We start from the raw sequence: 20,027 nt of genomic DNA on the forward strand, positions 1-20,027 counted from the left end.
TACAAAACATAATCTTATGCACGTTTCCGAACTACAAACCCAGCACATTTCCAAACTTTTGGAAATGGCCGAACAACACGGCATTGAAAACGCCAACCGCCTGCGCAAACAAGATTTGGTGTTTTCCATCGTCCGCCACATGATGAAACAGGGCGAGAGCTTCAGCTGCTCCGGCACGCTCGAAATCCTGCCCGACGGCTTCGGCTTCTTGCGCAGCACCGACACTTCCTATTTGGCCAGCCCCGACGATATCTACGTTTCCCCCAACCAAATCCGCCGCTTCAACCTGCACACCGGTGATACCATCGAAGGCAGCGTGCGCGTGCCCAAAGATAACGAACGCTACTTCGCCCTCGTGCGCCTCGACAAAATCAACGGCGACGACCCGGAAGTGTGCAAACACAAAATCCTGTTTGAAAACCTTACCCCCCTCTTCCCTACCCGTCCGATCAAGCTCGAACGCGATATTAAAGCCGAAGAGAACATCACCGCCCGCGCCATCGATTTGGTTTCCCCCATCGGCATGGGCCAGCGCGCCCTTTTGGTGGCGCCGCCCAAAACCGGCAAAACCGTGATGCTGCAAAATATTGCCCACGCCATCACTGCCAACTATCCCGAAGTGGTGCTGATTGTGCTGCTGATCGACGAGCGCCCAGAAGAAGTAACCGAAATGACCCGCTCCGTGCGTGGTGAAGTAGTGGCCTCCACCTTCGATGAGCCCGCTGCCCGCCACGTTCAGGTAGCCGAAATGGTGATTGAAAAAGCCAAGCGCATGGTGGAACACAAAAAAGACGTGGTGATCCTGCTCGATTCCATCACCCGCCTGGCGCGCGCCTACAACACCGTCGCCCCCACCTCCGGCAAAATCCTCACCGGCGGTATGGACGCCAACGCCCTGCACCGCCCCAAACGCTTCTTCGGCGCCGCCCGCAACATCGAAGAAGGCGGCTCGCTCACCATCATCGCCACTGCGCTGGTGGAAACCGGCAGCCGCATGGACGACGTAATTTTTGAAGAATTCAAAGGCACCGGCAACATGGAGCTGCACCTCGACCGCCGCATGGCCGAAAAACGCGTGTTCCCTGCCATCAACATCAACAAATCCGGCACCCGCCGCGAAGAAATGCTCGTTTCCAACGACCGCCTGCAACGCATGTGGCTGCTGCGCAAATTCCTCCACCCGATGGACGACCTCGAAGCCACCGAATTCCTGGTGGGCAAACTCAAAGACAGCAAAAACAACGACGAGTTTTTCGAGCTGATGCGCGGCAAGTAAGTCCGCTGTATTTCAGGTAGCCTATGAGGCTACCTGAAACCCATTCCGCATTCGCCTAAAAGCCAGTTATCGCCGCTTCAACCCATAAAGAATACGAGGCCGCGAACCATAGGCAGGTACAGCAAGGCGAGCCAACGCAGTAGTATTCTTGTTTGAAGTGACGATAAAATGACCACCCTCGACTACGCCGACAGCCGCACCCTGTGGCAAACCATCCTGGCCGAAACCGCACAAGCCGCCCAAAGCGAGCCCATGCTTGCCAGCTTCCTGCACCAAACCGTGCTGCGCCACAGCAGCATCGACCGCGTGCTCGCTTTCCACCTTTCCAGCAAGCTCGCCAGCCCCGTGATGGACAGCCGCGCGCTCAACGAAATCTTCTTCCAGGCACTCGACAGCGACACCCGCATTTCCAAAGCCATGCAGGCCGACATCGTCGCCTACTACGAACGCGATCCCGCCTGCGATGCCTACTACCTGCCGCTACTCTACTACAAAGGCTTCCACGCCGTGCAGGCCCACCGCATCAACCACTGGCTGTGGCAGCACGGCCGCAAAACCCTCGCCTACTTCCTGCAAAACCGCGCCTCCGAAGTATTCGGTATCGACATCCATCCCGCCGCCCGTTTCGGCCACGGCATTATGGTCGACCACGGCACCGGCCTTGTGGTGGGTGAAACCGCCGTTTTGGGCAACGACATCTCCATCCTGCACGGCGTAACCCTCGGCGGCTCCGGCAAGGAAGGCGGCGACCGCCACCCCAAAATCAGCGACGGCGTAATGATCGGCGCCAACGCCTCCATCCTCGGCAACATCCGCGTGAACCAATGTGCCAAAGTCGGCGCCGGCAGCGTGGTGGTGAGCGACGTGCCCGCCCACAGCACCGTGGTCGGCGTGCCCGCCCGCGTGATCGGCCAAGGCAACGTTCGCCCCTCCGCCGATATGGATCAAAGCCTGGATTCATGAAGGCATAGAGGCTACCTGAAAACAAACAGCCCAGCTTTCTGCCCCGCCAACATGCCGGCAAATCATTTCAGGTAGCCCTTCCGCCGGCCCACCGCTGTATCATCCCGACACCCGCCCGATTGCAACCCACCCATGAAAGTCGCCTTTTTCTTTCTTTACCTCATCCAACTTTTGCCCTTCGCCGTCATCCAAAAGCTGGCCGACACCATCGGCAGCCTTGCCTATTACGCCGTCGTCCCCCGCCGCCGCATCGGCGAAATCAACCTGCGCCTGTGCTTCCCCGAATTGAGCGAAAAACAGCGCAAAACCCTGCTCAAACGCCACTTCCGCCACATGGCCAAACTCATCCTCGAATATGGCCTCTATTGGTATGGCAGCGCCGATCGGCTCAAATCCCTCGTCCACTACCAAGACAAACATCATCTCGACAACGAGCTCGCTGCCGGGAATAAAGTTATCCTGCTTTATCCCCACTTCACCGCCTTCGAGCTCGCCGTGTACGCGCTCAACCAAGACGTGCCACTCACCAGCATGTATTCCCACCAGAAAAACCCCGTGCTCGACCAGCAAATCCTGCGCGGCCGCCACCGCTACAACAACGTCTTCCTCATCGGCCGCACCGAAGGCCTGCGCGCCATCATCAAACACCTACGCGCCGACCCCGCCCCCTTCCTCTACCTGCCCGACCAAGACTTCGGCCGCAAAGATTCCATCTTCGCCGACTTCTTCGGCATCCCCACCGCCACCATCGCCGGCCTCTCCCGCATCGCCGCCCTGACACAAGCCAAAGTCGTGCCCGCCATCCCCACCCGCCAGCCCAACGGCCACGTTATCCTGCACTTCTACCCCGCCTGGGAAAACTTCCCCAGCGAAGACGTGCAAGCCGACGTACAGCGCATGAACGACTTCATCGAAGAGCGCGTGCGCGAACAGCCCGAACAATACTTCTGGCTGCACAAACGCTTCAAAACCCGCCCCGAAGGCAGCCCCGATTTCTACGCCAAATCCGGCCGCACCTAACCATACAGTCCATTGGAAAGCAATCTTCCAACGGCCTGTTCTCAACCCACTCCGGTAAAAAAGGCTACCTGAAAACAGTTTCAGGTAGCCTTTTTTGCTTTAATACCTGCCATACCATCCGTATAGCAGCCCATAATCTCCATACCCTCAATCAGCATGCCCTGCCGATACACATGAGCACCCAACTACTGAATAGCAAAACATTTCTATTTCTCTAAATATTTTCAGGTAGCCTCCTGCTCTTCAGAGGCTACCTGAAAATTCGTATCCACACTAAAACGGCTTATACACTACCAAATACAGCGCCGCTGCCATCACCAGCACCGGAATCTCGTTGAACACACGAAACCAACGGTGCGAATAGCGGTTGCGCCGCTCTTGGAAATCGATAAGCAGGCGGTAGCAGTAGAAATGGTAGCCCGCGAGGATAACGGCCAGCGTGATTTTGGTATGTACCCAGCCCTGGCCCCACCAGCCGGTGAAAAACGGAATCAGCAGCCCGAACAGCAACGCGCCGATGCCCAGCGGCGTCATGAATTTAAACAGGCGCTGCGCCATGCCCAGAAGCTGGCGGTATTCCGTGCTGCCTGTCGGCACCATGGCCAGGTTCACATAGATGCGCGGCAGGTAAAACAAGCCGGCAAACCACGAAATAATAAAGAAAATATGCAGCAGTTTGAACAGCAAATACATAGGGCTACCTGAAAATAATGTGAACTGAATAGGGAAATACTGTTACCACTTTACGCCGCTCGCCGGCAGGCAAATGATGGCGGCAAGGCAATGGCGTGTTGTACTACTGCCCCGCTTGCCGTGAAAGCAGATAATCACGCCCATAGGCGGCGACGGTTTCGCTCAGCCGCCACCACTGAAAGGCCATCAGCGACAGCACTTCGCTGGCCATGAATTTGGCGCGGTTCTGGCCGCTGTAGCGGCTGGTGGGCGTGGGCTCGGTTTGGTAATCCAGCCCCACATAATCGGCCACGGCGGCGGCACGGGCAAGGTGGTAGGGGTCGCTGATGATAACCACGCTTTCCAAACCGTTGTTATACATTAAGGCTTTGGTATTTTCCAAATTTTGCTGTGTATCGCGCGACGTGGTTTCCAGCAGGATGTCTTTATTCGGCACGCCGTGGCCGCGGGCGTAGCGGCGGGCCACTTCGGCTTCGGTCATATAGCCCGCCTTGGGTGTGCCGCCGGTGAAAATCAGTTTGCCCACCCGATTATTGCGGTAGAGCGTGATGCCGTGGTTGATGCGCTCGCGGAATACGGGCGAAGGATTTTTGCCCCAGGCTGCCGCGCCCAGCACCACCGCTGCATCTGCCCGCCGGGAAGCGGTGCGCGTGCTATAGCTGTACACCAGCCAAGTGCACCATGCGGCCTGCACCAGCAACACCAGCAGGCAGAGCTTGATGCCCCGCCAAACTTGGCGCAACAAGGAACCGCGGAATATGGCCAGCATGGTGGTCTCACATATCTTTACAACTCAATCAGTTAATCGAACAAGGCGATAATGTTTTCCAGCGGCCGGCCGATGGCGGCGCGTTGGCGGTATACCGCAATCGGGCGTTGCAGCAATGCCGGATGTTGGTGCAGCGCGGCAATCAGCTCGTCTTGGCTCAACTCCGGCTTATCCAAACCCAGCTCGGCGTAGGCTGCATCGCCGGTACGCATGATGCTGCGCACATCTGAGCTGCCGAGCTGTTGCAGCAGCCTGCGTAAATCGGCTTCGGAAGGCGGTTTGGCGCGGTAATCCAGCGTTTGCACGGCCACGCCCGGCTGCTGTTGCAGCCACTCTAAAGCGGCACGGGATTTGGAACAATTCGGGTTGTGATACAGCAAAACGGTTTCGCTCATGGGGATGCTCGCGGGGAAATGATGATTTAAACAGCGGCTTGTCGGCAAAAATAGCCGACGCCATTATAGTGGATGAACAAAAATCAGAACCAGACGACACAACCACAGACAGTACAGAAAGTACGACAAGGCTAGCCCGCCCAGCCGGAAGAACTAGCCGCATCGGCCATCGGCCATTTCTATTCCAAGCCGCTATATCGTACAATAAACGCCCTTGTTTTCACAATTTGGAAGCCTGTTTTGAAAAAATATGTTGGATTGGCCGCCCTGCTGGCCGCTGCCCCGCTGTATGCTGCGGATTTGGTGAACCATGCGGACAACCGCCCTGCTTCGCTCGATACCGGCGCGCAGAAGCGGGTGCAGGTGGTGAACGTGTGGGCGACCTGGTGCGTGCCGTGTCGGCGCGAGATGCCGGTGCTTTCGCAATGGTATGCCGCGGAAAAACGGCAACGGCGCGGCGTGCGCGTGGAGATGGCGGGTGTGGCGCTGGATAAGCCTGCCGATGTGAGCCGCTTTTTGCAAAGCGTGCCGGTGCGCTACCCGATTCTGCGCTACACCGGCAATGACAGCACCGCCTGGATGCATGGCCTGGGCAACCCAACCGGCGCCCTGCCCTTCACCGTCATCCGCGCCCCGGCCTGCGGCAACTACCGCAAAACCCTGCTGGGCGAAGTATCGCCGCAACAGCTCACGCAAGCGGTGGCCGAAGCGTCGGCGAAATGCCGCGCGGGCTGAAGCGTTTGATAAAAATGAATGGTATAGTGGATTAACAAAAATCAGGACAAGGCGACGAAGCCGTAGACAGTACAGATAGTACGGCAAGGCGAGGCAACGCCGTACTGGTTTAAAGTTAATCCACTATATGAAGGCTACCTGAAATTTTTCAGGTAGCCTTCAGCCTGTTTATGGCCAACCAATTAAGCCAAGGCCTGTTCAATCAGGTTTTTTACCGCTGCCGCGCTGTTGGGCAACACGGTAACGTGTTGCGGCAGGTTTTCCAGCCCGGCCAGCGCGGCGGGGCGCGGTGGGTGTACTTCATGCCCGGCGGCTTCGCTGATGGTGTCGGCAAACTTGGCCGCCAGCGCGGTTTCCAGGCACACGACGGTTTCGCCCGCCTCGCGCAATTCGCGTGCCACTTTCACGCCGTCGGCGGTGTGCGGGTCGAGCCATTCGCCGTCGCTGGCGTGCACGGCGCGGATGGTGGCGAGGCGGTCGGCATGGCGGCTGGAGCCGGACACAAAACCGAAGGTATCGCGGATGCGCGACAACTCGGCGGATAAATCGAAACCTTCGCCCGAGGCCACCTGCTGCCACAAAGAGGCTACCTGAACGCTGTCCCGCCCCAATAAATCAAACACAAAACGCTCGAAATTGGAGGCTTTGGAAATATCCATCGACGGGCTGGAGGTAACATAGGTTTTAGCGGCGCTGCGCGGGCGGTAGCGGCCGGTGCGGAAAAACTCGTCCAGCACGTCGTTTTCGTTGGTGGCCACCATCAGGCGGCGGATGGGCAGACCCATCTGTTTGGCAATATGCCCGGCGCAGATATTGCCGAAATTGCCGCTGGGCACGCAAAAGCTCACTTCTTCGCTGTTGCTTGCGGTGGCATGGAAATAGCCGGCAAAGTAATACACCACCTGCGCCACGATGCGCCCCCAGTTGATGGAGTTCACCGTGCCGATGCTGTACTGCTGCTTGAAGGCGGCATCGTTTTGCAGTGCTTTCACAATGTCTTGGCAGTCGTCAAACATGCCTTCGATAGCAATATTGTGGATATTGGCATCGGCCAGGCTATACATTTGCGCCCGCTGGAAGGCGCTCATTTTGCCGTGCGGCGACAGCATAAACACATGAATGCCGGCCTTGCCGCGCAGGGCATATTCGGCGGCAGAGCCGGTGTCGCCGCTGGTAGCGCCGATGATGTTCAGGCATTTGCCTTCGCGCGCCAGCACATATTCGAAGGCGTGGCCGAGGAACTGCATGGCCATGTCTTTGAAGGCCAGCGTGGGGCCGTTGGACAGGGCTTGGATTTTGATGCCGTCTGAGAGGGTACGCACCGGGGTGATTTCGCGCGTGCCGAACACGGCTTCGGTGTAGGTGTTGCCCACCAGGCGGCGCAAATCGGCTGCCGGAATATCGTCGACAAACAGGCTCATGATTTCAAACGCCAATTCGGCGTAGCTCAAATTTCGCCAGCGTTGCAACGTGGCCGCATCCACCTGCGGATAACGCTCCGGCAGCATCAGGCCGCCGTCGGGCGCGAGGCCCATAAGCAAAACTTCGCTGAAAGATTTGGGCGCGGTTTGCCCGCGCGTGCTGATGTATTTCATAAAAACACCGTTGGAATAATGATTTGTATAAATGTATAAAAATGCTACCTGAAATCCGAAGCACCGGAATCGGTAAACGACACCGGCTCGCGGCGGCTGAGCCAATACCAGGCTAATAGTGCGCCGCACACCGCGCCGCCCACGTGCGCCAGATGCGCGATGTTGTCGCCAAACAGCGATACCCCGCCGAACTGGGCAAACAGCTCATACCCCACCGCCACCGGCACCAAATATTTCGCCTTAATCCGCATCGGCAAAAACATCACCGTGAGCGGCGCATCCGGGAAGCACAGCGCAAACGCCGCAAGCACGCCGAACACCGCGCCCGATGCGCCCAGCAGATGGGTATAAAACGCCATCGCCAAGCCGTCGGGCACATTGGGCAGGCCGCCGGAGAGCAACGCCAAGCGTACTGTAGCTTCGTCCAGCCCGATTTGCTCGGCCACATTGCGCACGCCGTTGGCAATCAGGTATTCGTTCCAGCCCGTATAAAGCAACGCCCCGGCCAAGCCGCACAGCAAATACAGCAGCAAAAAGCGCCGCTGGCCGAAACGCAGCAGCAACATCGGAGCAAACGAGCACAACACCACCATATTAAACAACAAATGCGTGAAATTCGCGTGCAAAAACATATGGCTCAGCCACTGCCAAGAGTGGTAGCGCGGATGCTCAAGCGGCCACAACGGGCCGGCCAGCTGCAAAAATTCAAAACCCGACAGCTGCATCAGCACAAACACCAGCACATTCAGCGCCAGCAAGGCATACAGCACCGCAAAATCTAAACGGAATCGCATACGGAAAAATCAGTCAAACGTTAAAAACAGCCCGTGCCGGGCTATTTTCAGAAAATTGGAAACACAGCTTTCAGGTAGCCTTTCAGTATCCGCAGCCGATGCGCTTGAGGCTACCTGAAACCCATCGCGCCGCATCATACCACAACCCGCCCCCTCTCCCTGAAGCCGCCGCGCAGAATTTGCTATAAAATCCGCCCCAACGCCTTACCACTTTTCAGGTAGCCCGCCATGCCCAACGACCTCTTCGCCCAAACCCCCGCCGCCCCCCTGGCCGAACGCCTGCGCCCGCACACGCTCGACGACGTAGTCGGTCAGCAGCATCTGATCGGCGCGGGCAAGCCCCTGCGCGTGGCCGTGGAAGGCGGGCAGCCGCACTCCATGCTGCTGTGGGGGCCGCCCGGCGTGGGCAAAACCACCCTCGCCCGTATTCTCGCGCAGAGCTTCAACGCCCAATTCCTGCCCGTATCCGCCGTATTTTCCGGCGTGAAAGACATCCGCGAAGCCGTCAACAAAGCCGAAATCGCCCTCCAGCAAGGCCGCGCCACCATTTTGTTTGTTGATGAAGTCCACCGCTTCAACAAAGCCCAGCAAGACGCCTTCCTGCCCTATGTGGAAAGCGGCCTGCTCACCTTCATCGGCGCCACCACCGAAAACCCCTCCTTCGAAGTCAATCCCGCCCTGCTCAGCCGCGCCCAAGTTTACGTATTGCAAGCCCTGTCCGCAGACGAACTCGCCCGGCTCACCGCCAAAGTGCTCGCCCTGCCCGAATACCGCAACTTCAGCCTCGAAGCAGACGCACAAAAACTGCTCATCCAAACCGCCGACGGCGACGCCCGCCGCCTGCTCAACCTGCTCGAACAACTCCTGCGCGCCGCCGCCACCCGCCACATCAGCCGGCTCAACGCCGATTTTCTGGCCGACAGCCTCGGCAGCCAAATCCGCCGTTTCGACAAAGGCGGCGAAAGCTTCTACAACCAAATCTCCGCCCTGCACAAATCCGTGCGCGGCTCCCACCCCAACGCCGCCCTCTACTGGCTCTGCCGCATGCTCGACGGCGGTGCCGACCCCCGCTATCTCGCCCGCCGCATCGTCCGCATGGCCTGGGAAGACATCGGCCTGGCCGACCCCCGCGCCCTCACCATCGCCAACGAAGCCGCCCACACCTACGAACGCCTCGGCTCCCCCGAAGGTGAGCTCGCCCTCGCCCAAGCCGTGCTCTACCTGGCCGCCGCCGCCAAATCCAACGCCGGCTACACCGCCTACAACCAAATGCGCCAATTCGTGAAGCAACACGGCAGCGCCGAAGTGCCGCCCCACCTGCGCAACGCCCCCACCAAGCTCATGAAAGAGCTCGGCTACGGCCGCGCCTACCGCTATGCCCACGACGAACCGCACGCCTACGCCGCCGGCGAAACCTATATGCCCGAAGGCCTGGCCGAACCCGATTTCTACCAACCCGTGCCACGCGGCCTCGAAGCCAAAATCGCCGAAAAATTATCCTGGCTCAAAGATTTGGATGAAGCCGCCCCAAGCAGCACCACGCAGCCAGAAGACAAACCGGAAGGCAAAAAGGCTACCTGAAATTTTCAGGTAGCCTCCACACCCTGCCTCAACTAAGGAAAAACCATGCGCGATCCAGATTTCTTCCTCTGCCGTTATGCACCCACCACTAATATCATGGCCTTTTTGGAAATTCCCTATGACAAGCTGGTTGATGGTCTCGCACAATGGGAACGTAAACGGGATAAATATCGTGAAGTGCCTGTACAAAAGATTGAGATTGGCGGTACATGGGAGCAAAGATTGAACAGCCTGCTGCCGCTGACTCTACATTCCCCCAAAGTAATGATTTCCGAAACCCAGTCCCCATGGTGTGTTTATGTGGATAACGGTATGCAGGGGACTGATATTTATTCAGACCCAAGTTATTTATGCCAAATATTAGGTGTCCATGAGATCGCAATCACCATGGTGCGGGATATTCCAAAAATTAAACCAGGTTCAACCCAATTCAGTTATAGCGATGGTTCGAGAGCCAAAAAAATTGTTTCCGAAACAGGCTATTATTATGAAGTTCCTGGGCGTTATATTGCAGCACATCGAGAAAGCCGCTGGGAATTTGTCGAACAAGGCGAGCCCTTCCCATTTGAAGAGTTAGAACAATACCAAGCCCGGCGCATTAAAGACCGGCTCACCCCAGAAATGGTGGAACGCTATTGCAGCCATTTCGGTATCGACTTGTTCAACCCCGATTTCTATAGCGGCCGAGCCTGTATTTTTGAAAGGCAAGTGCACCCAGACACCCCGAAGCTACTGCACTTTCCCAATCAGCAGCAGCCGTAGGCCGGATTCTCGAATCCGACCTGCCAACACAGTAAGCAGGTTGAGTTGGCAGCAGGCGTAGCCCAACAAACAAAGTGGGGTATTGGGTTTACCAACCCAACCTACGATCTGCCTGATCAACAGGCTACCTGAAAAATGAATTTCAGGTAGCCTGCTCATTTGTGGAGTGTAGTGTGTGAGCGGAACGCACGCACGCGGCTTTAGAATAACTGGCAATTAGACTAGATGAATTAAAATATCATAAGGATTAACATATGAAATTAAATTGGAAATATGAAAAATGGCGTGAACAGGGCTTCATAGATTATTATATAGAATCATATATTAGTTTAAATATATATGCAGAAGATATTGAGATATTTTCAAACATTCTTTGTCCAAAAACGATAGAATATAAGGATAGGGTAATTTTATCTTGGTGGGCAGAAACAGATGAAGATATTGAAGAAATTAAAAAAATATTTGATGAAGGAATAAGAAATTTTCTTTCTATTTCAAAAGCTGAAAAAGCTATTAATTATATTAGATTATATGATATCTTTTTTAATACTTCTCAAACTGCCAGTGATGAAACTTATAAAAATGTTGCCGATCTAATTAAAAAAAACTGGGAATACCATTTAATAACAAACTACCCCAATAAAAAATTTATTGTTGAAATTATTGGAGAATATGAACAGTTTGGTGTTACCTTTTATCAAGCTCCATAAGTAAGCAGGTTTGGTTAGCCTCAGGAATAACCCAACAAATTAAAGTGAAATGTTGGGTTTACCAACCCAACCTACGCCCTGTTAGTTTGTCCTCCAGCCTATTTCCCGGTGTGCTGCAAGCCGTGCCACAGGGTGTAGTGTGTGTGCGGAACGCACGCACGTGGCTTGGGAATAACCGGCAACTTGGCATAACGGGCAACGGCGTGCGTGCCTGAGGCACGCACCCTACACCGCACAAACTTTCCTGCAAGAAAGGCTACCTGAAACATTTTTCAGGTAGCCCTTTCGCGGTTTGGCTGGCATAAACCCCGCCATATGCGTTTTCAGGTAGCCTTTCGATGGGCTATGCCTAGTGCCGTGGCTGGCGGTAGTTGTCGAGATCAACGATGCGTTCGAGCAGCATGTCGCACAAGTCGTCCATGCTGTCTTCGTCGAATGCGCCGTTTTCGGCCACGAGGTCTTCGAGCCAATCGAGGCTGCGGCAGAGGCGCTGGTAGTTGATTTCGGTGTAGGCGGCGGGGCTGGCAGGGAGTTCGCTTTGCAGGAGGGCGAGGCCGTCGTCGCAGAGGTTGTCCCATGCGCCGAGGCGGCAGGATTCGCAGATGTCTTCGGCGGTGCGCACCATTTCGCCAGTGTCGCCGCTGCTTTCAAACAGGAGCTGGGCTTCTTTGCCGTAGGTGGTGTCTTCAAAATATTCGTGCCAGGGCTCGAAGCTGAGGCCTTCGAAGTTTTGCGGCACGAATTCTGCGGGTAAATTCTCCAGCAGATCGAGCAGCTCTTCGGCGCTGTAGAAGCGGCCGTGTGCGCCCGCTTTTACGGGGTCGGGGATTTCGCCCCAGTAAAAGCCGCTGAATTCTTCGAGCAGGATTTGGAAGGTGTTGTCGTGCCGGTCGATGATGCCGAGGAAGTCGTGGTGCTGCTTCAGGCGGCGGAAGTATTGGGGCAGCTCGGCAGCGGATACGGTAATAGGGCTGCCGCCGTCGATGTGGGCATCGTCGGTGTAGAAGGAATAGAAAATTTGGTAGGTGCGGTTCATGGCGGGACTTGGCGAAGGGGAAAAGGCTACCTGAAAGTGCGGTGGAATCAGGTAGCGCGGGTGTTTATGGCAATGAAATCAGTGCCGTTAGCTTGCCTGGCGCGGCTGGAAACTGAATCTGCTCCGGCCGGGCCAGACCGGATGGGGCGGGATTAGGGCCGGCCGGTGCGGGGGCTGATGGTGAGGATTTCGTAGCCGGTGTCGGTAACGAGCACTTCGTGTTCCCATTGGGCGGAGAGTTTGCGGTCTTTGGTAACCACGGTCCAGCCATCTTCGAGGATACGCAGGTGGCGTTTGCCCTGGTTAATCATGGGCTCGATGGTGAAAATCATGCCGGGCTGCAACACGGGGCCGGTGCCTCTTTTGCCGTAGTGGACGACTTGCGGGTCTTCGTGGAAGCTGCGGCCGATGCCGTGGCCGCAAAATTCCTGCACCACGGAATAGCCGGCGTTTTCGGCGATTTGCTGGCAGGCGTAGCCGATGTCGCCAAGGGTGGCGCCGGGCTTCACGACTTCGATACCGGCCATCATGCTTTGGTGGGTGATGTCGATCAGGCGCTGCGCCTGCGGGCTGATGGTGCCCACGGTATACATACGGCTGGAATCGCCGTGGAAGCCGTCTTTTTTGATGGTGATATCGATATTGAGGATATCGCCGTTTTTCAGGGGCTTATCGTCGGGGATGCCGTGGCAGATAACGTGGTTTACGGAGGTGCAGCAGGATTTTGGGAAGGGGGGATTGCCGTAGTGCAGGGGCGCGGGATAGCCGCCTTGCACGTTTACATGATAATCGTGCACCAGCTGGTTGAGTTCGTTGGTGGTAACGCCGGGTTTGACGAAATCGCCGATGTAGTCGAGGGCTTCGGCGGCCAGGCGGCCGAGTTCGCGCATTTTTTCGATTTCTTCGGGGTTTTTGATGATGATGGCCATATTGTTTTTCCTAATGATTTCGGTAAGGGCTACCTGAAAACAAGACCTTGGCCGGGCTTTTGCCAGGCCAAAACTTTTTCAGGTAGCCTTGATGTTATTCCTGTTCGCCGTTGCGGCGTTTGCGGCGCAGCGGGATGCCGTGGGCGCCGTATTTTTGCGGCACGATGCCGCTGCGGGCGAGCAGCATGAGTGCGCCGAGCAACATCATACCGAGCGCGGCCAGCGGGGCAGTGTTGATAAACATTTGGTTGCGCAGGTAAACCGCGGCGCCGATATACATCAGCATGGGACCGTGTACGATGCTTTGGGTGTTGATGCCATCGAGCAGCAGCAGGGCAAGGCCGCCCAACACCAGCGCGAGCGCCAGCAGCGTGGCGGTGGTGGGCAGGATGTCGGTGCTGCTGAGAAACCAAACGGCGCCGAAAATAATCAGCACGATGGGGAGGAAAAGGGAGGATTGTTTCATAAGGGGCTCCTGCTGAAGGTGGGGCTACCTGAAACTTGGCGGCATGGCGCTTTCAGGTAGCCTTTAATCGGACACGCAAACAACTCAGCGGTTTTTCAGCAGCCGCTGTTTTTCGCGCTTCCAGTCGGCTTCTTTCATGCTTTGGCGTTTGTCGTGCTGCTTTTTGCCTTTGGCCAGGCCGATGTCCATTTTGATGTAGCCGCGCCGGTAGTGCAGGTTGAGCGGCACGAGGGTGTAGCCGCTGCGCTCTACCTTGCCGATCAGCTTGTTGATTTCTCTCTGCTTGAGCAACAGCTTGCGCTGGCGCACCGGATCGGGCTTAACGTGGGTGGAGGCGGTGGGCAGCGCGGTGATGTGGCAGCCCACCAGGTAAAACGCGTCTTTTTTCCAGTGGATATAGCTTTCTTTCAGCTGCACGCGGCCGGCGCGCACGGCTTTCACCTCCCAGCCGTCGAGCACCAATCCGGCCTCGAGCTGGTCTTCGATAAAATAATCGTGAAAGGCTTTTTTATTGTTGGCGATACTCATGATGCTTTGCCGTTTCGTGACAGAAAGCGGATTCTAACAGCAAACCGTGCTGCTGAACATTCGCCCGGCGCTGCTAGGCCAACGGCTTTGGCAGGCAGATAGAGTGAATCCACATTAAGAATGCTGCCCATCAACCAGCCTTGCCGTGCTGCTTGTACCGTCTGCGGCTTGCTGCCTGGTGCTATTCTTCATTTTAATCCACGATACTTTCAGGTAGCCTTCTGCCGCCGTGCTACAATCTGCCTGTTTGAAATCAAACCCCGCCAAGGAAACCGCCATGAAGCTCTATCTCTACGACCACTGCCCCTTCTGTGTGCGCGCCCGCATGATTTTCGGCCTGCGCAACGTGCCGGTGGAAGAAATCATTTTGCTGAACGACGACGAAGCCACGCCCATCGGACTAATCGGCGCCAAACAAGTGCCCATCCTGCAAAAGCCCGACGGCAGCCACATGGGCGAGAGCCTCGATATCGTGCGCTATGTAGACGAGCTCGCCGGCCAAACCCGGTTGGATGAAACCATCCGCCCCGCTGTGCAGGCTTGGTTTGACCAAGTAAGCAAATTCTACAACCATCTGGTGATGCCGCGCGAAGTGCGACTCGAGCCGTCGCTGCCCGAATTCGCCACCGCCGAAGCCATTGCCTACTTCGTGCAGAAAAAAGAGCAAAACATCGGCAGCTTCGAGCAAAACCTGGCCGAAACCAACACCTATCTCGAGCGCATCCATATCGCCCTGCCCGAACTGGCCGCGCTGTTGGGCGAACAACCTTATCTCAACGGCAGCGCCCCCGGCATGGAAGACATCATCATTTTCCCCGTGTTGCGCAACCTCACCTTGGTGAAAGGCATCGTCTTCCCCGCCAAGCTGCAGGCCTATATCGAACGCCTGTCGGCTGAGAGCAAAGTGCCGCTCTATTCCGAGCGCGCCCTATAGCCATGAACACCATGTCCGGCCACGCCCGAGAAGCCGCCACCCGCGCCAGGCTGCAACGCAGCCGCCGCCAGGCCGGCGGCCTGCTGCTGGCTGCCGTATTGCTGTTTATCGTTTCCGCGCTGTTCGTGCAGCGCCACCCCGCGCTGGGCTACCTGAAAGCCTTCGCCGAAGCCGCCACCGTCGGCGCGCTGGCCGACTGGTTTGCCGTAACCGCCCTCTTCCGCCATCCGCTCGGTCTCAAAATCCCCCACACCGCCATCCTGCCGCGCAACCAAAACCGTATTGCCGACGAGCTCGGCCGCTTCATCGAAACCAACTTCCTGCCCGAGCGCCCTATCGCCATCCGCATCTACCGCCTGCGCATCGCCGAAAAACTGCGCCGCTGGCTGGCTCGTAGCAGCACCCGCCAAGAATGGCTGCCCGCCCTCGCCCGCCAAATCCCCGCCGCCCTGCAAACCATCCCGCCGCCAGAAGCCGCCCGCCTCGGCGCCGCCTTTTTAGCCACACACGGCAGCGGCAAACAACTCGGCACCGCCCTCTCCCAAGCCCTGCTCCTGCTCGAACAGCAAGGGCTACCTGAAAACCTGCAAACCGCCCTGCTCGGCCAAATCCGCCATTGGATCAAACAACCCGACACCCGCGTTTTGCTCGAAGAAAACCTCCGCGCCTGGGCTGAAAAAATCGAAACCAGCCAGCCCGACACCTGGGACAAACTCAAAGCCCAGCTGCGCGGCCGTCTCGTTGGCCAAATCGACAGCTGGGTGGCGCAAAAAGCCCTCGACTGGGCCGACAACTACCTCGAAGCCGCCCTCACTAGCCCGCAGCACGAGCTGCGCACCGCCTTTCGCCGCCAATACCGCGCCCTCGCCCGCGAGCTCGCCCAATCCGAAGCCTGGCAGCGTAAACTCGCCCTGGCCAAACGCCGCCTGGCCGACTCCCCCGAGCTACAACAACAAATCGCCCAACTGTGGCAAAGCCTCACCACCCGCCTCGCCGCCGATGCCCAACGCCCCGATTCCGCCGCAGCCCGCCGGCTGAACAGCCTGCTCACCTACCTGCTGGAGCAACACGCCGCCACCCCGCAACAGCTGCGCCGCCTCAACGTGCGCCTCGCCCTGCTCGCCCGCAGCCTGGTGCGCCGCCACCGCCACGCCGCCGCCGAATTTATCGCCGACAAAGTGAAAAGCTGGGACAGCCGCCAAATGAGCGATAAACTCGAACTTTCCATCGGCCGCGATTTGCAGTTTATCCGCATCAACGGCACCTTGGTCGGCGGCCTGGTCGGCCTGCTGATTTACACCCTCAGCCAATGGCTGCCCGCACTGTAGGAGGAGTTCAGCTGCAAAAGGCTACCTGAAAACACACGAAGCCAGTTTCTGCCCCGCCCAAACCAGTTATCCCTTCGATAAACATGCAACGCCATAGAAAGGAATCATCGTGATCCTCACCCGCCAGCAAGCCCTCGATATTTTCCGCCGCCGCGTTTCCACCCGCCACTACGACCCCGCGCGCAAAATCAGCACCGAAGATTTCGCCGCCATCCTCGATTTCGGCCGCCTCTCGCCCAGCTCCGTCGGCTCCGAACCGTGGAAGTTTCTGGTGATACAAAACCAAGAGCTGCGCGAAAAAATCAAGCCCGTGGCCTGGGGCATGCAGGCCACCATTGCCGAAGCCAGCCACCTAGTGATCCTGCTGGCAAAAAAACACGCCCGCTACGACAGCCCCTTTTTCAGCGAGCTGATGAACCGGCGCGGCTTCACCCCCGAGCAGCGCGCCGCCGCCCTCGAGCGCTACCGCAGCTTCCAAATCCACGATATCGCCATTGCCGGCAACGAACGCGCACTATTTGACTGGGCAAGCAAGCAAAGCTACATCGCCCTGGCCAATATGCTCACCGGCGCTGCCATGCTCGGCATAGATTCCTGCGCCGTGGAGGGCATGGACTACGCCGCCATGGAACACATCCTCGCCCAAGCCGGACTGCTCGACCCCGCCGAATACGGCGTATCCGTGGCCGCCACCTTCGGCTACCGCGCCCGCGATATTCAGCCCAAACCACGCCGCGATGCCGCCGAAACCGTGGTTTGGGTGGAATAGAACAGGCAGATGAGCCGATAGTTTCAGCTTCACAGAAGCTCACACCGCCCGCTTTCAGGTAGCCCCTATATGCCAACAGGCTACCTGAAACCGCCTGCCCGAGAAAAACCATGCCCCAAACCCTCCAAAGCCAATTCAACGCCGTATCCGAACAATACGACGGCCAGCGCCGCGCTCTCATCCCTTGTTTCGACCTCTTCTACCAAACCGCTGCCGAGCTCGCCGCAGCCGTGCCCAACGTGCGCCATGTGCTCGACCTCGGCGCGGGCACCGGCCTGATGAGCGCCTTCGTGCACACACGCTGCCCCCAGGCCGAATTCATCCTGGCCGACATCTCCATGCAGATGCTCGCCAAAGCGCAAGAACGCTTCTGCGGCCTGCCAAATTTCCACTTTATCGAACAAGACCTCACCCGGCTCGCACCCGGTGGCGGGCTACCTGAAAACGGCTTCGACCTCATCGTCTCCGCCCTCGCCATCCACCACCTCGACAACCCGCAAAAGCAAACCCTGTTCCGCCAAATCGCCCGCCTGCTCTCCCCGCGCGGCCGCTTCATCAACGCCGACCAAGTGCTGGGCGAAACCGAAGCCGCCGAAGCTGCCTACACCAAACACTGGCGGCAGCACGTAACCGCCCATCCCGATTTATCCGCCGAAGCCAAAGCCGCCGCATTCGAACGCATCAAACTCGACCGCATGGCCACCCTATCCGACCAATTCCAATGGCTCACCGCCGCCGGCCTGCCGCCCACGCTCTATTTCCAGCACTACAATTTCGTAGTGTTCGCCGCCGACAAACCCCAAGATTAAAAATGCCACCTCCGCCGTGCGGCAACCCGCTTTCAGGTAGCCTGTTTTTCAGGTAGCCTCTAATAAAGTAGCTAAAAAACCAAACACACAGGATATTTATGCACACACACTCTTTACGCCCGCACCTGCAGCTCCTCGGCATGGCCTTGCTGTGGGGTGCAAACTGGTCGTGGGGCAGAGCCGTGGTTCAATCCATGCCCCCGCTCACGGCTGCCACGCTGCGTTTTATACTGGCCGCCATCCTGTTGGTGGGCTGGCTGTTACTGAAAGAAGGCACGCGCCCGCTGCTCCGGCTCACCCTGCGCCAATGGGCGGGTTTGGCCGCGGCTGCGGCGTTCGGCGTATGCAGCTATGCCGTGTTTTTCATGCAGGCGCTGCAATACGTTCCCGCCGGCAAGGCCGCCACCGTGGTGGCACTCAACCCCATTCCGACGCTGCTGCTGGCCGCCGTGCTGTTTAAAGAACGGCTCAATGGCGGCATAATAATCGGTATGGCCTTGGCCGTGTTCGGCGCACTTACCGCCATCGCGCGCGGCAACCCCCTATCCATATTGGCCGGCGGCCTCGGCACGGGCGAATACCTGCTGCTCACCACCATGCTGTGCTGGACAGGCTACGCCCTCATCGGCCGCGTTTTGCTGCAAGGCATCAGCCCCCTCCTCACCACTGCCGCCACTGTAGCCATCGGCGCACTGATGCTGCTGTTTCTAACCGCGCTTTACGAAGGCGGCGCGTTCATCCACAGCCTGCAGCACACGCCCGCCCAGGTATGGCTGCTGCTTGCCGCCATGTCTTTCGGCGCCACCATGCTGGCCTATCTTTGGTATTTCGACGGCATCCGACAGCTTGGTGTCGGCACAGCCTCGGCCTACATGGCACTCGTGCCCGTATTCGGCATCGCCATCGCCACCTTTTGGCTGCACGAGCCGCCGCACGTCTCATTATTGATTGGCGGCGCAGCCGTGGTGGCCGGGATGAGCCTGATGAACTTCGCCAAACGCACGAAGCGGTAATAAAACATTTCAGGTAGTCCCATCCAAGGCTACCTGAAAAAAGGAAACACATGTCCGCCCCCATCCACCTCTACCGCCCGCTCCACACCCTCAAACCCTTCGGCAGCAATATCTGGATTGCCGATGGCGGCATCGTGCGCATGGCCTTTCCGCTCGGCCTGAGCATCCCCTTCAGCACCCGCATGACGGTTATCCGCCTCGCCGATGGCGGCCTCTGGTGCCACTCCCCCATCGAGCCAAACCCGGAGCTGTTATCCCAAATCAACGCACTGGGCGAAGTGCGCCACCTCGTCTCGCCCAACCGCATCCACTACGCCCACATCCCCGCCTGGCAAAAACACTATCCCCAAGCCACCGCCTGGGCCAGCCTCGGCGTGCGCGAACGTGCCGCCGCCCAACGCATCGCCGTATCCTTCGATGCCGATTTAGGCCCCAGCGCCCCGCCCCAATGGGCAGACGACATCGCCCAACTCCCTTTCCTCGGCAGTTCGGCTATGACCGAAACTGTTTTCTTCCACCACGCCAGCCGTACCCTGATCCTCACCGACCTTATCGAAAACTTCGAGCCCGCCAAATTTCCCAGCCGTTTTTGGGCGAAGATAATGAAATGGGTAGGCATTGCCGAGCCGGACGGCAAAGCCCCGCCCGACTGGCGCGCCACCTTCCGCAACCGCGCCGCCGCCCGCGAGAGCCTGGCGCAAATGCTTGCCTGGCAGCCCGAAAAAATCATCCTCGCCCACGGCCGCTGCTACGAAACCAACGGCACCGCCGAACTGCGCCGCGCCTTCCGCTGGCTCCAGCCGGATCAATCCAAATAGTCGCCACAAGGATTGAGGCAAGGCCCCATATCTCTCTGATTTGCAACAACGATTAAAGGCTACCTGAAACTTTCAGGTAGCCTTTTGCATAAGCAGCACAAACC

At 57.8% G+C, this 20,027-nt stretch carries 22 protein-coding genes; 13 read left to right on the forward strand and 9 right to left on the reverse strand.

Annotated elements, in window-relative coordinates:
- Positions 1-16 precede the first annotated feature (16 nt).
- The 3 genes from rho to HMPREF2796_RS09255 all read left to right on the forward strand — a co-directional run bounded on the left by rho (position 17) and on the right by HMPREF2796_RS09255 (position 3,259).
- Positions 17-1,276 (forward strand): transcription termination factor Rho, encoded by a 1,260-nt coding sequence (gene rho / locus HMPREF2796_RS09245; RefSeq protein WP_003823056.1) that lies wholly within the window; start codon positions 17-19, stop codon positions 1,274-1,276.
- Positions 1,277-1,444: 168 nt separating this feature from the next.
- Positions 1,445-2,239, forward strand: a complete 795-nt coding sequence (gene cysE / locus HMPREF2796_RS09250; RefSeq protein ID WP_070633083.1) for a serine O-acetyltransferase — start codon at positions 1,445-1,447, stop codon at positions 2,237-2,239.
- A 132-nt stretch (positions 2,240-2,371) separates the two neighbouring features.
- Complete coding sequence (locus HMPREF2796_RS09255) at positions 2,372-3,259, forward strand: lipid A biosynthesis lauroyl acyltransferase (RefSeq protein WP_070633085.1); 888 nt, start codon at positions 2,372-2,374, stop codon at positions 3,257-3,259.
- Between the two features lie 273 nt (positions 3,260-3,532).
- On the opposite strand, the gene HMPREF2796_RS09260 is transcribed toward HMPREF2796_RS09255, so the two are convergent.
- The 3 genes from HMPREF2796_RS09260 to arsC form a co-directional block, all read right to left on the reverse strand.
- The gene (locus HMPREF2796_RS09260) at positions 3,533-3,952 is read right to left on the reverse strand and encodes a CopD family protein (RefSeq protein WP_070633087.1); all 420 of its coding nucleotides are present in this window, start codon (positions 3,950-3,952) and stop codon (positions 3,533-3,535) included.
- Positions 3,953-4,055: 103 nt separating this feature from the next.
- The gene (locus tag HMPREF2796_RS09265) at positions 4,056-4,721 is read right to left on the reverse strand and encodes a YdcF family protein (protein ID WP_023886739.1); all 666 of its coding nucleotides are present in this window, start codon (positions 4,719-4,721) and stop codon (positions 4,056-4,058) included.
- A gap of 32 nt (positions 4,722-4,753) precedes the next feature.
- On the reverse strand, positions 4,754-5,116 hold the full coding sequence (gene arsC, locus HMPREF2796_RS09270; protein WP_070633089.1) for an arsenate reductase (glutaredoxin): 363 nt from the start codon (positions 5,114-5,116) through the stop codon (positions 4,754-4,756).
- A 240-nt stretch (positions 5,117-5,356) separates the two neighbouring features.
- Between arsC and HMPREF2796_RS09275 the strand changes: the two genes are divergently transcribed.
- Positions 5,357-5,851 (forward strand): TlpA family protein disulfide reductase, encoded by a 495-nt coding sequence (locus HMPREF2796_RS09275; protein WP_210385359.1) that lies wholly within the window; start codon positions 5,357-5,359, stop codon positions 5,849-5,851.
- A 182-nt stretch (positions 5,852-6,033) separates the two neighbouring features.
- Here HMPREF2796_RS09275 and thrC read toward each other — a convergent pair whose 3' ends face one another.
- Together thrC and HMPREF2796_RS09285 are read right to left on the reverse strand one after the other, a co-directional pair.
- Positions 6,034-7,446 (reverse strand): threonine synthase, encoded by a 1,413-nt coding sequence (gene thrC, locus HMPREF2796_RS09280; RefSeq protein WP_070633092.1) that lies wholly within the window; start codon positions 7,444-7,446, stop codon positions 6,034-6,036.
- Between the two features lie 44 nt (positions 7,447-7,490).
- Positions 7,491-8,240: a rhomboid family intramembrane serine protease gene (locus HMPREF2796_RS09285; RefSeq protein WP_070633095.1), complete on the reverse strand. Its 750-nt coding sequence runs from the start codon at positions 8,238-8,240 to the stop codon at positions 7,491-7,493.
- Between the two features lie 228 nt (positions 8,241-8,468).
- Between HMPREF2796_RS09285 and HMPREF2796_RS09290 the strand changes: the two genes are divergently transcribed.
- The 3 genes from HMPREF2796_RS09290 to HMPREF2796_RS09300 all read left to right on the forward strand — a co-directional run bounded on the left by HMPREF2796_RS09290 (position 8,469) and on the right by HMPREF2796_RS09300 (position 11,293).
- Entirely contained in the window at positions 8,469-9,821 is a 1,353-nt protein-coding gene (locus HMPREF2796_RS09290) for a replication-associated recombination protein A (protein ID WP_070633098.1), read from the forward strand.
- A 45-nt stretch (positions 9,822-9,866) separates the two neighbouring features.
- Entirely contained in the window at positions 9,867-10,583 is a 717-nt protein-coding gene (locus HMPREF2796_RS09295; protein WP_070633100.1) for a hypothetical protein, read from the forward strand.
- Between the two features lie 254 nt (positions 10,584-10,837).
- The gene (locus HMPREF2796_RS09300) at positions 10,838-11,293 is read left to right on the forward strand and encodes a hypothetical protein (protein ID WP_070633102.1); all 456 of its coding nucleotides are present in this window, start codon (positions 10,838-10,840) and stop codon (positions 11,291-11,293) included.
- Between the two features lie 349 nt (positions 11,294-11,642).
- On the opposite strand, the gene HMPREF2796_RS09305 is transcribed toward HMPREF2796_RS09300, so the two are convergent.
- From HMPREF2796_RS09305 to smpB, 4 genes are all read right to left on the reverse strand, one after another.
- Positions 11,643-12,329, reverse strand: a complete 687-nt coding sequence (locus tag HMPREF2796_RS09305) for a hypothetical protein (protein ID WP_023886746.1) — start codon at positions 12,327-12,329, stop codon at positions 11,643-11,645.
- A 152-nt stretch (positions 12,330-12,481) separates the two neighbouring features.
- Positions 12,482-13,258: a type I methionyl aminopeptidase gene (gene map, locus HMPREF2796_RS09310; protein WP_070633104.1), complete on the reverse strand. Its 777-nt coding sequence runs from the start codon at positions 13,256-13,258 to the stop codon at positions 12,482-12,484.
- 94 nt (positions 13,259-13,352) lie between these two features.
- Entirely contained in the window at positions 13,353-13,724 is a 372-nt protein-coding gene (locus HMPREF2796_RS09315) for a hypothetical protein (RefSeq protein ID WP_023886748.1), read from the reverse strand.
- An 84-nt stretch (positions 13,725-13,808) separates the two neighbouring features.
- Positions 13,809-14,255 (reverse strand): SsrA-binding protein SmpB, encoded by a 447-nt coding sequence (gene smpB / locus HMPREF2796_RS09320; protein ID WP_256374338.1) that lies wholly within the window; start codon positions 14,253-14,255, stop codon positions 13,809-13,811.
- A gap of 274 nt (positions 14,256-14,529) precedes the next feature.
- On the opposite strand from smpB, the gene grxB reads away from it, so the two are divergent.
- From grxB to HMPREF2796_RS09350, 6 genes are all read left to right on the forward strand, one after another.
- Complete coding sequence (gene grxB / locus HMPREF2796_RS09325) at positions 14,530-15,186, forward strand: glutaredoxin 2 (protein WP_070633108.1); 657 nt, start codon at positions 14,530-14,532, stop codon at positions 15,184-15,186.
- Between the two features lie 2 nt (positions 15,187-15,188).
- The gene (locus HMPREF2796_RS09330) at positions 15,189-16,514 is read left to right on the forward strand and encodes a DUF445 domain-containing protein (protein ID WP_070633110.1); all 1,326 of its coding nucleotides are present in this window, start codon (positions 15,189-15,191) and stop codon (positions 16,512-16,514) included.
- Positions 16,515-16,623: 109 nt separating this feature from the next.
- A complete protein-coding gene (locus tag HMPREF2796_RS09335; protein WP_070633112.1) occupies positions 16,624-17,283 on the forward strand; it encodes an NAD(P)H-dependent oxidoreductase in 660 nt (219 codons plus the stop codon).
- 110 nt (positions 17,284-17,393) lie between these two features.
- The gene (locus HMPREF2796_RS09340; RefSeq protein ID WP_070633113.1) at positions 17,394-18,092 is read left to right on the forward strand and encodes a class I SAM-dependent methyltransferase; all 699 of its coding nucleotides are present in this window, start codon (positions 17,394-17,396) and stop codon (positions 18,090-18,092) included.
- A gap of 98 nt (positions 18,093-18,190) precedes the next feature.
- Positions 18,191-19,105 carry a DMT family transporter gene (locus tag HMPREF2796_RS09345; protein WP_070633115.1) on the forward strand — a complete coding sequence of 305 codons (915 nt, stop codon included), beginning with the start codon at positions 18,191-18,193 and terminating at the stop codon, positions 19,103-19,105.
- 50 nt (positions 19,106-19,155) lie between these two features.
- On the forward strand, positions 19,156-19,923 hold the full coding sequence (locus tag HMPREF2796_RS09350) for a DUF4336 domain-containing protein (RefSeq protein WP_070633117.1): 768 nt from the start codon (positions 19,156-19,158) through the stop codon (positions 19,921-19,923).
- The last annotated feature ends 104 nt before the right edge of the window (positions 19,924-20,027 follow it).

This window comes from Eikenella sp. HMSC071B05 (assembly GCF_001811325.1).
GTDB classification, from domain to species: domain Bacteria; phylum Pseudomonadota; class Gammaproteobacteria; order Burkholderiales; family Neisseriaceae; genus Eikenella; species Eikenella corrodens.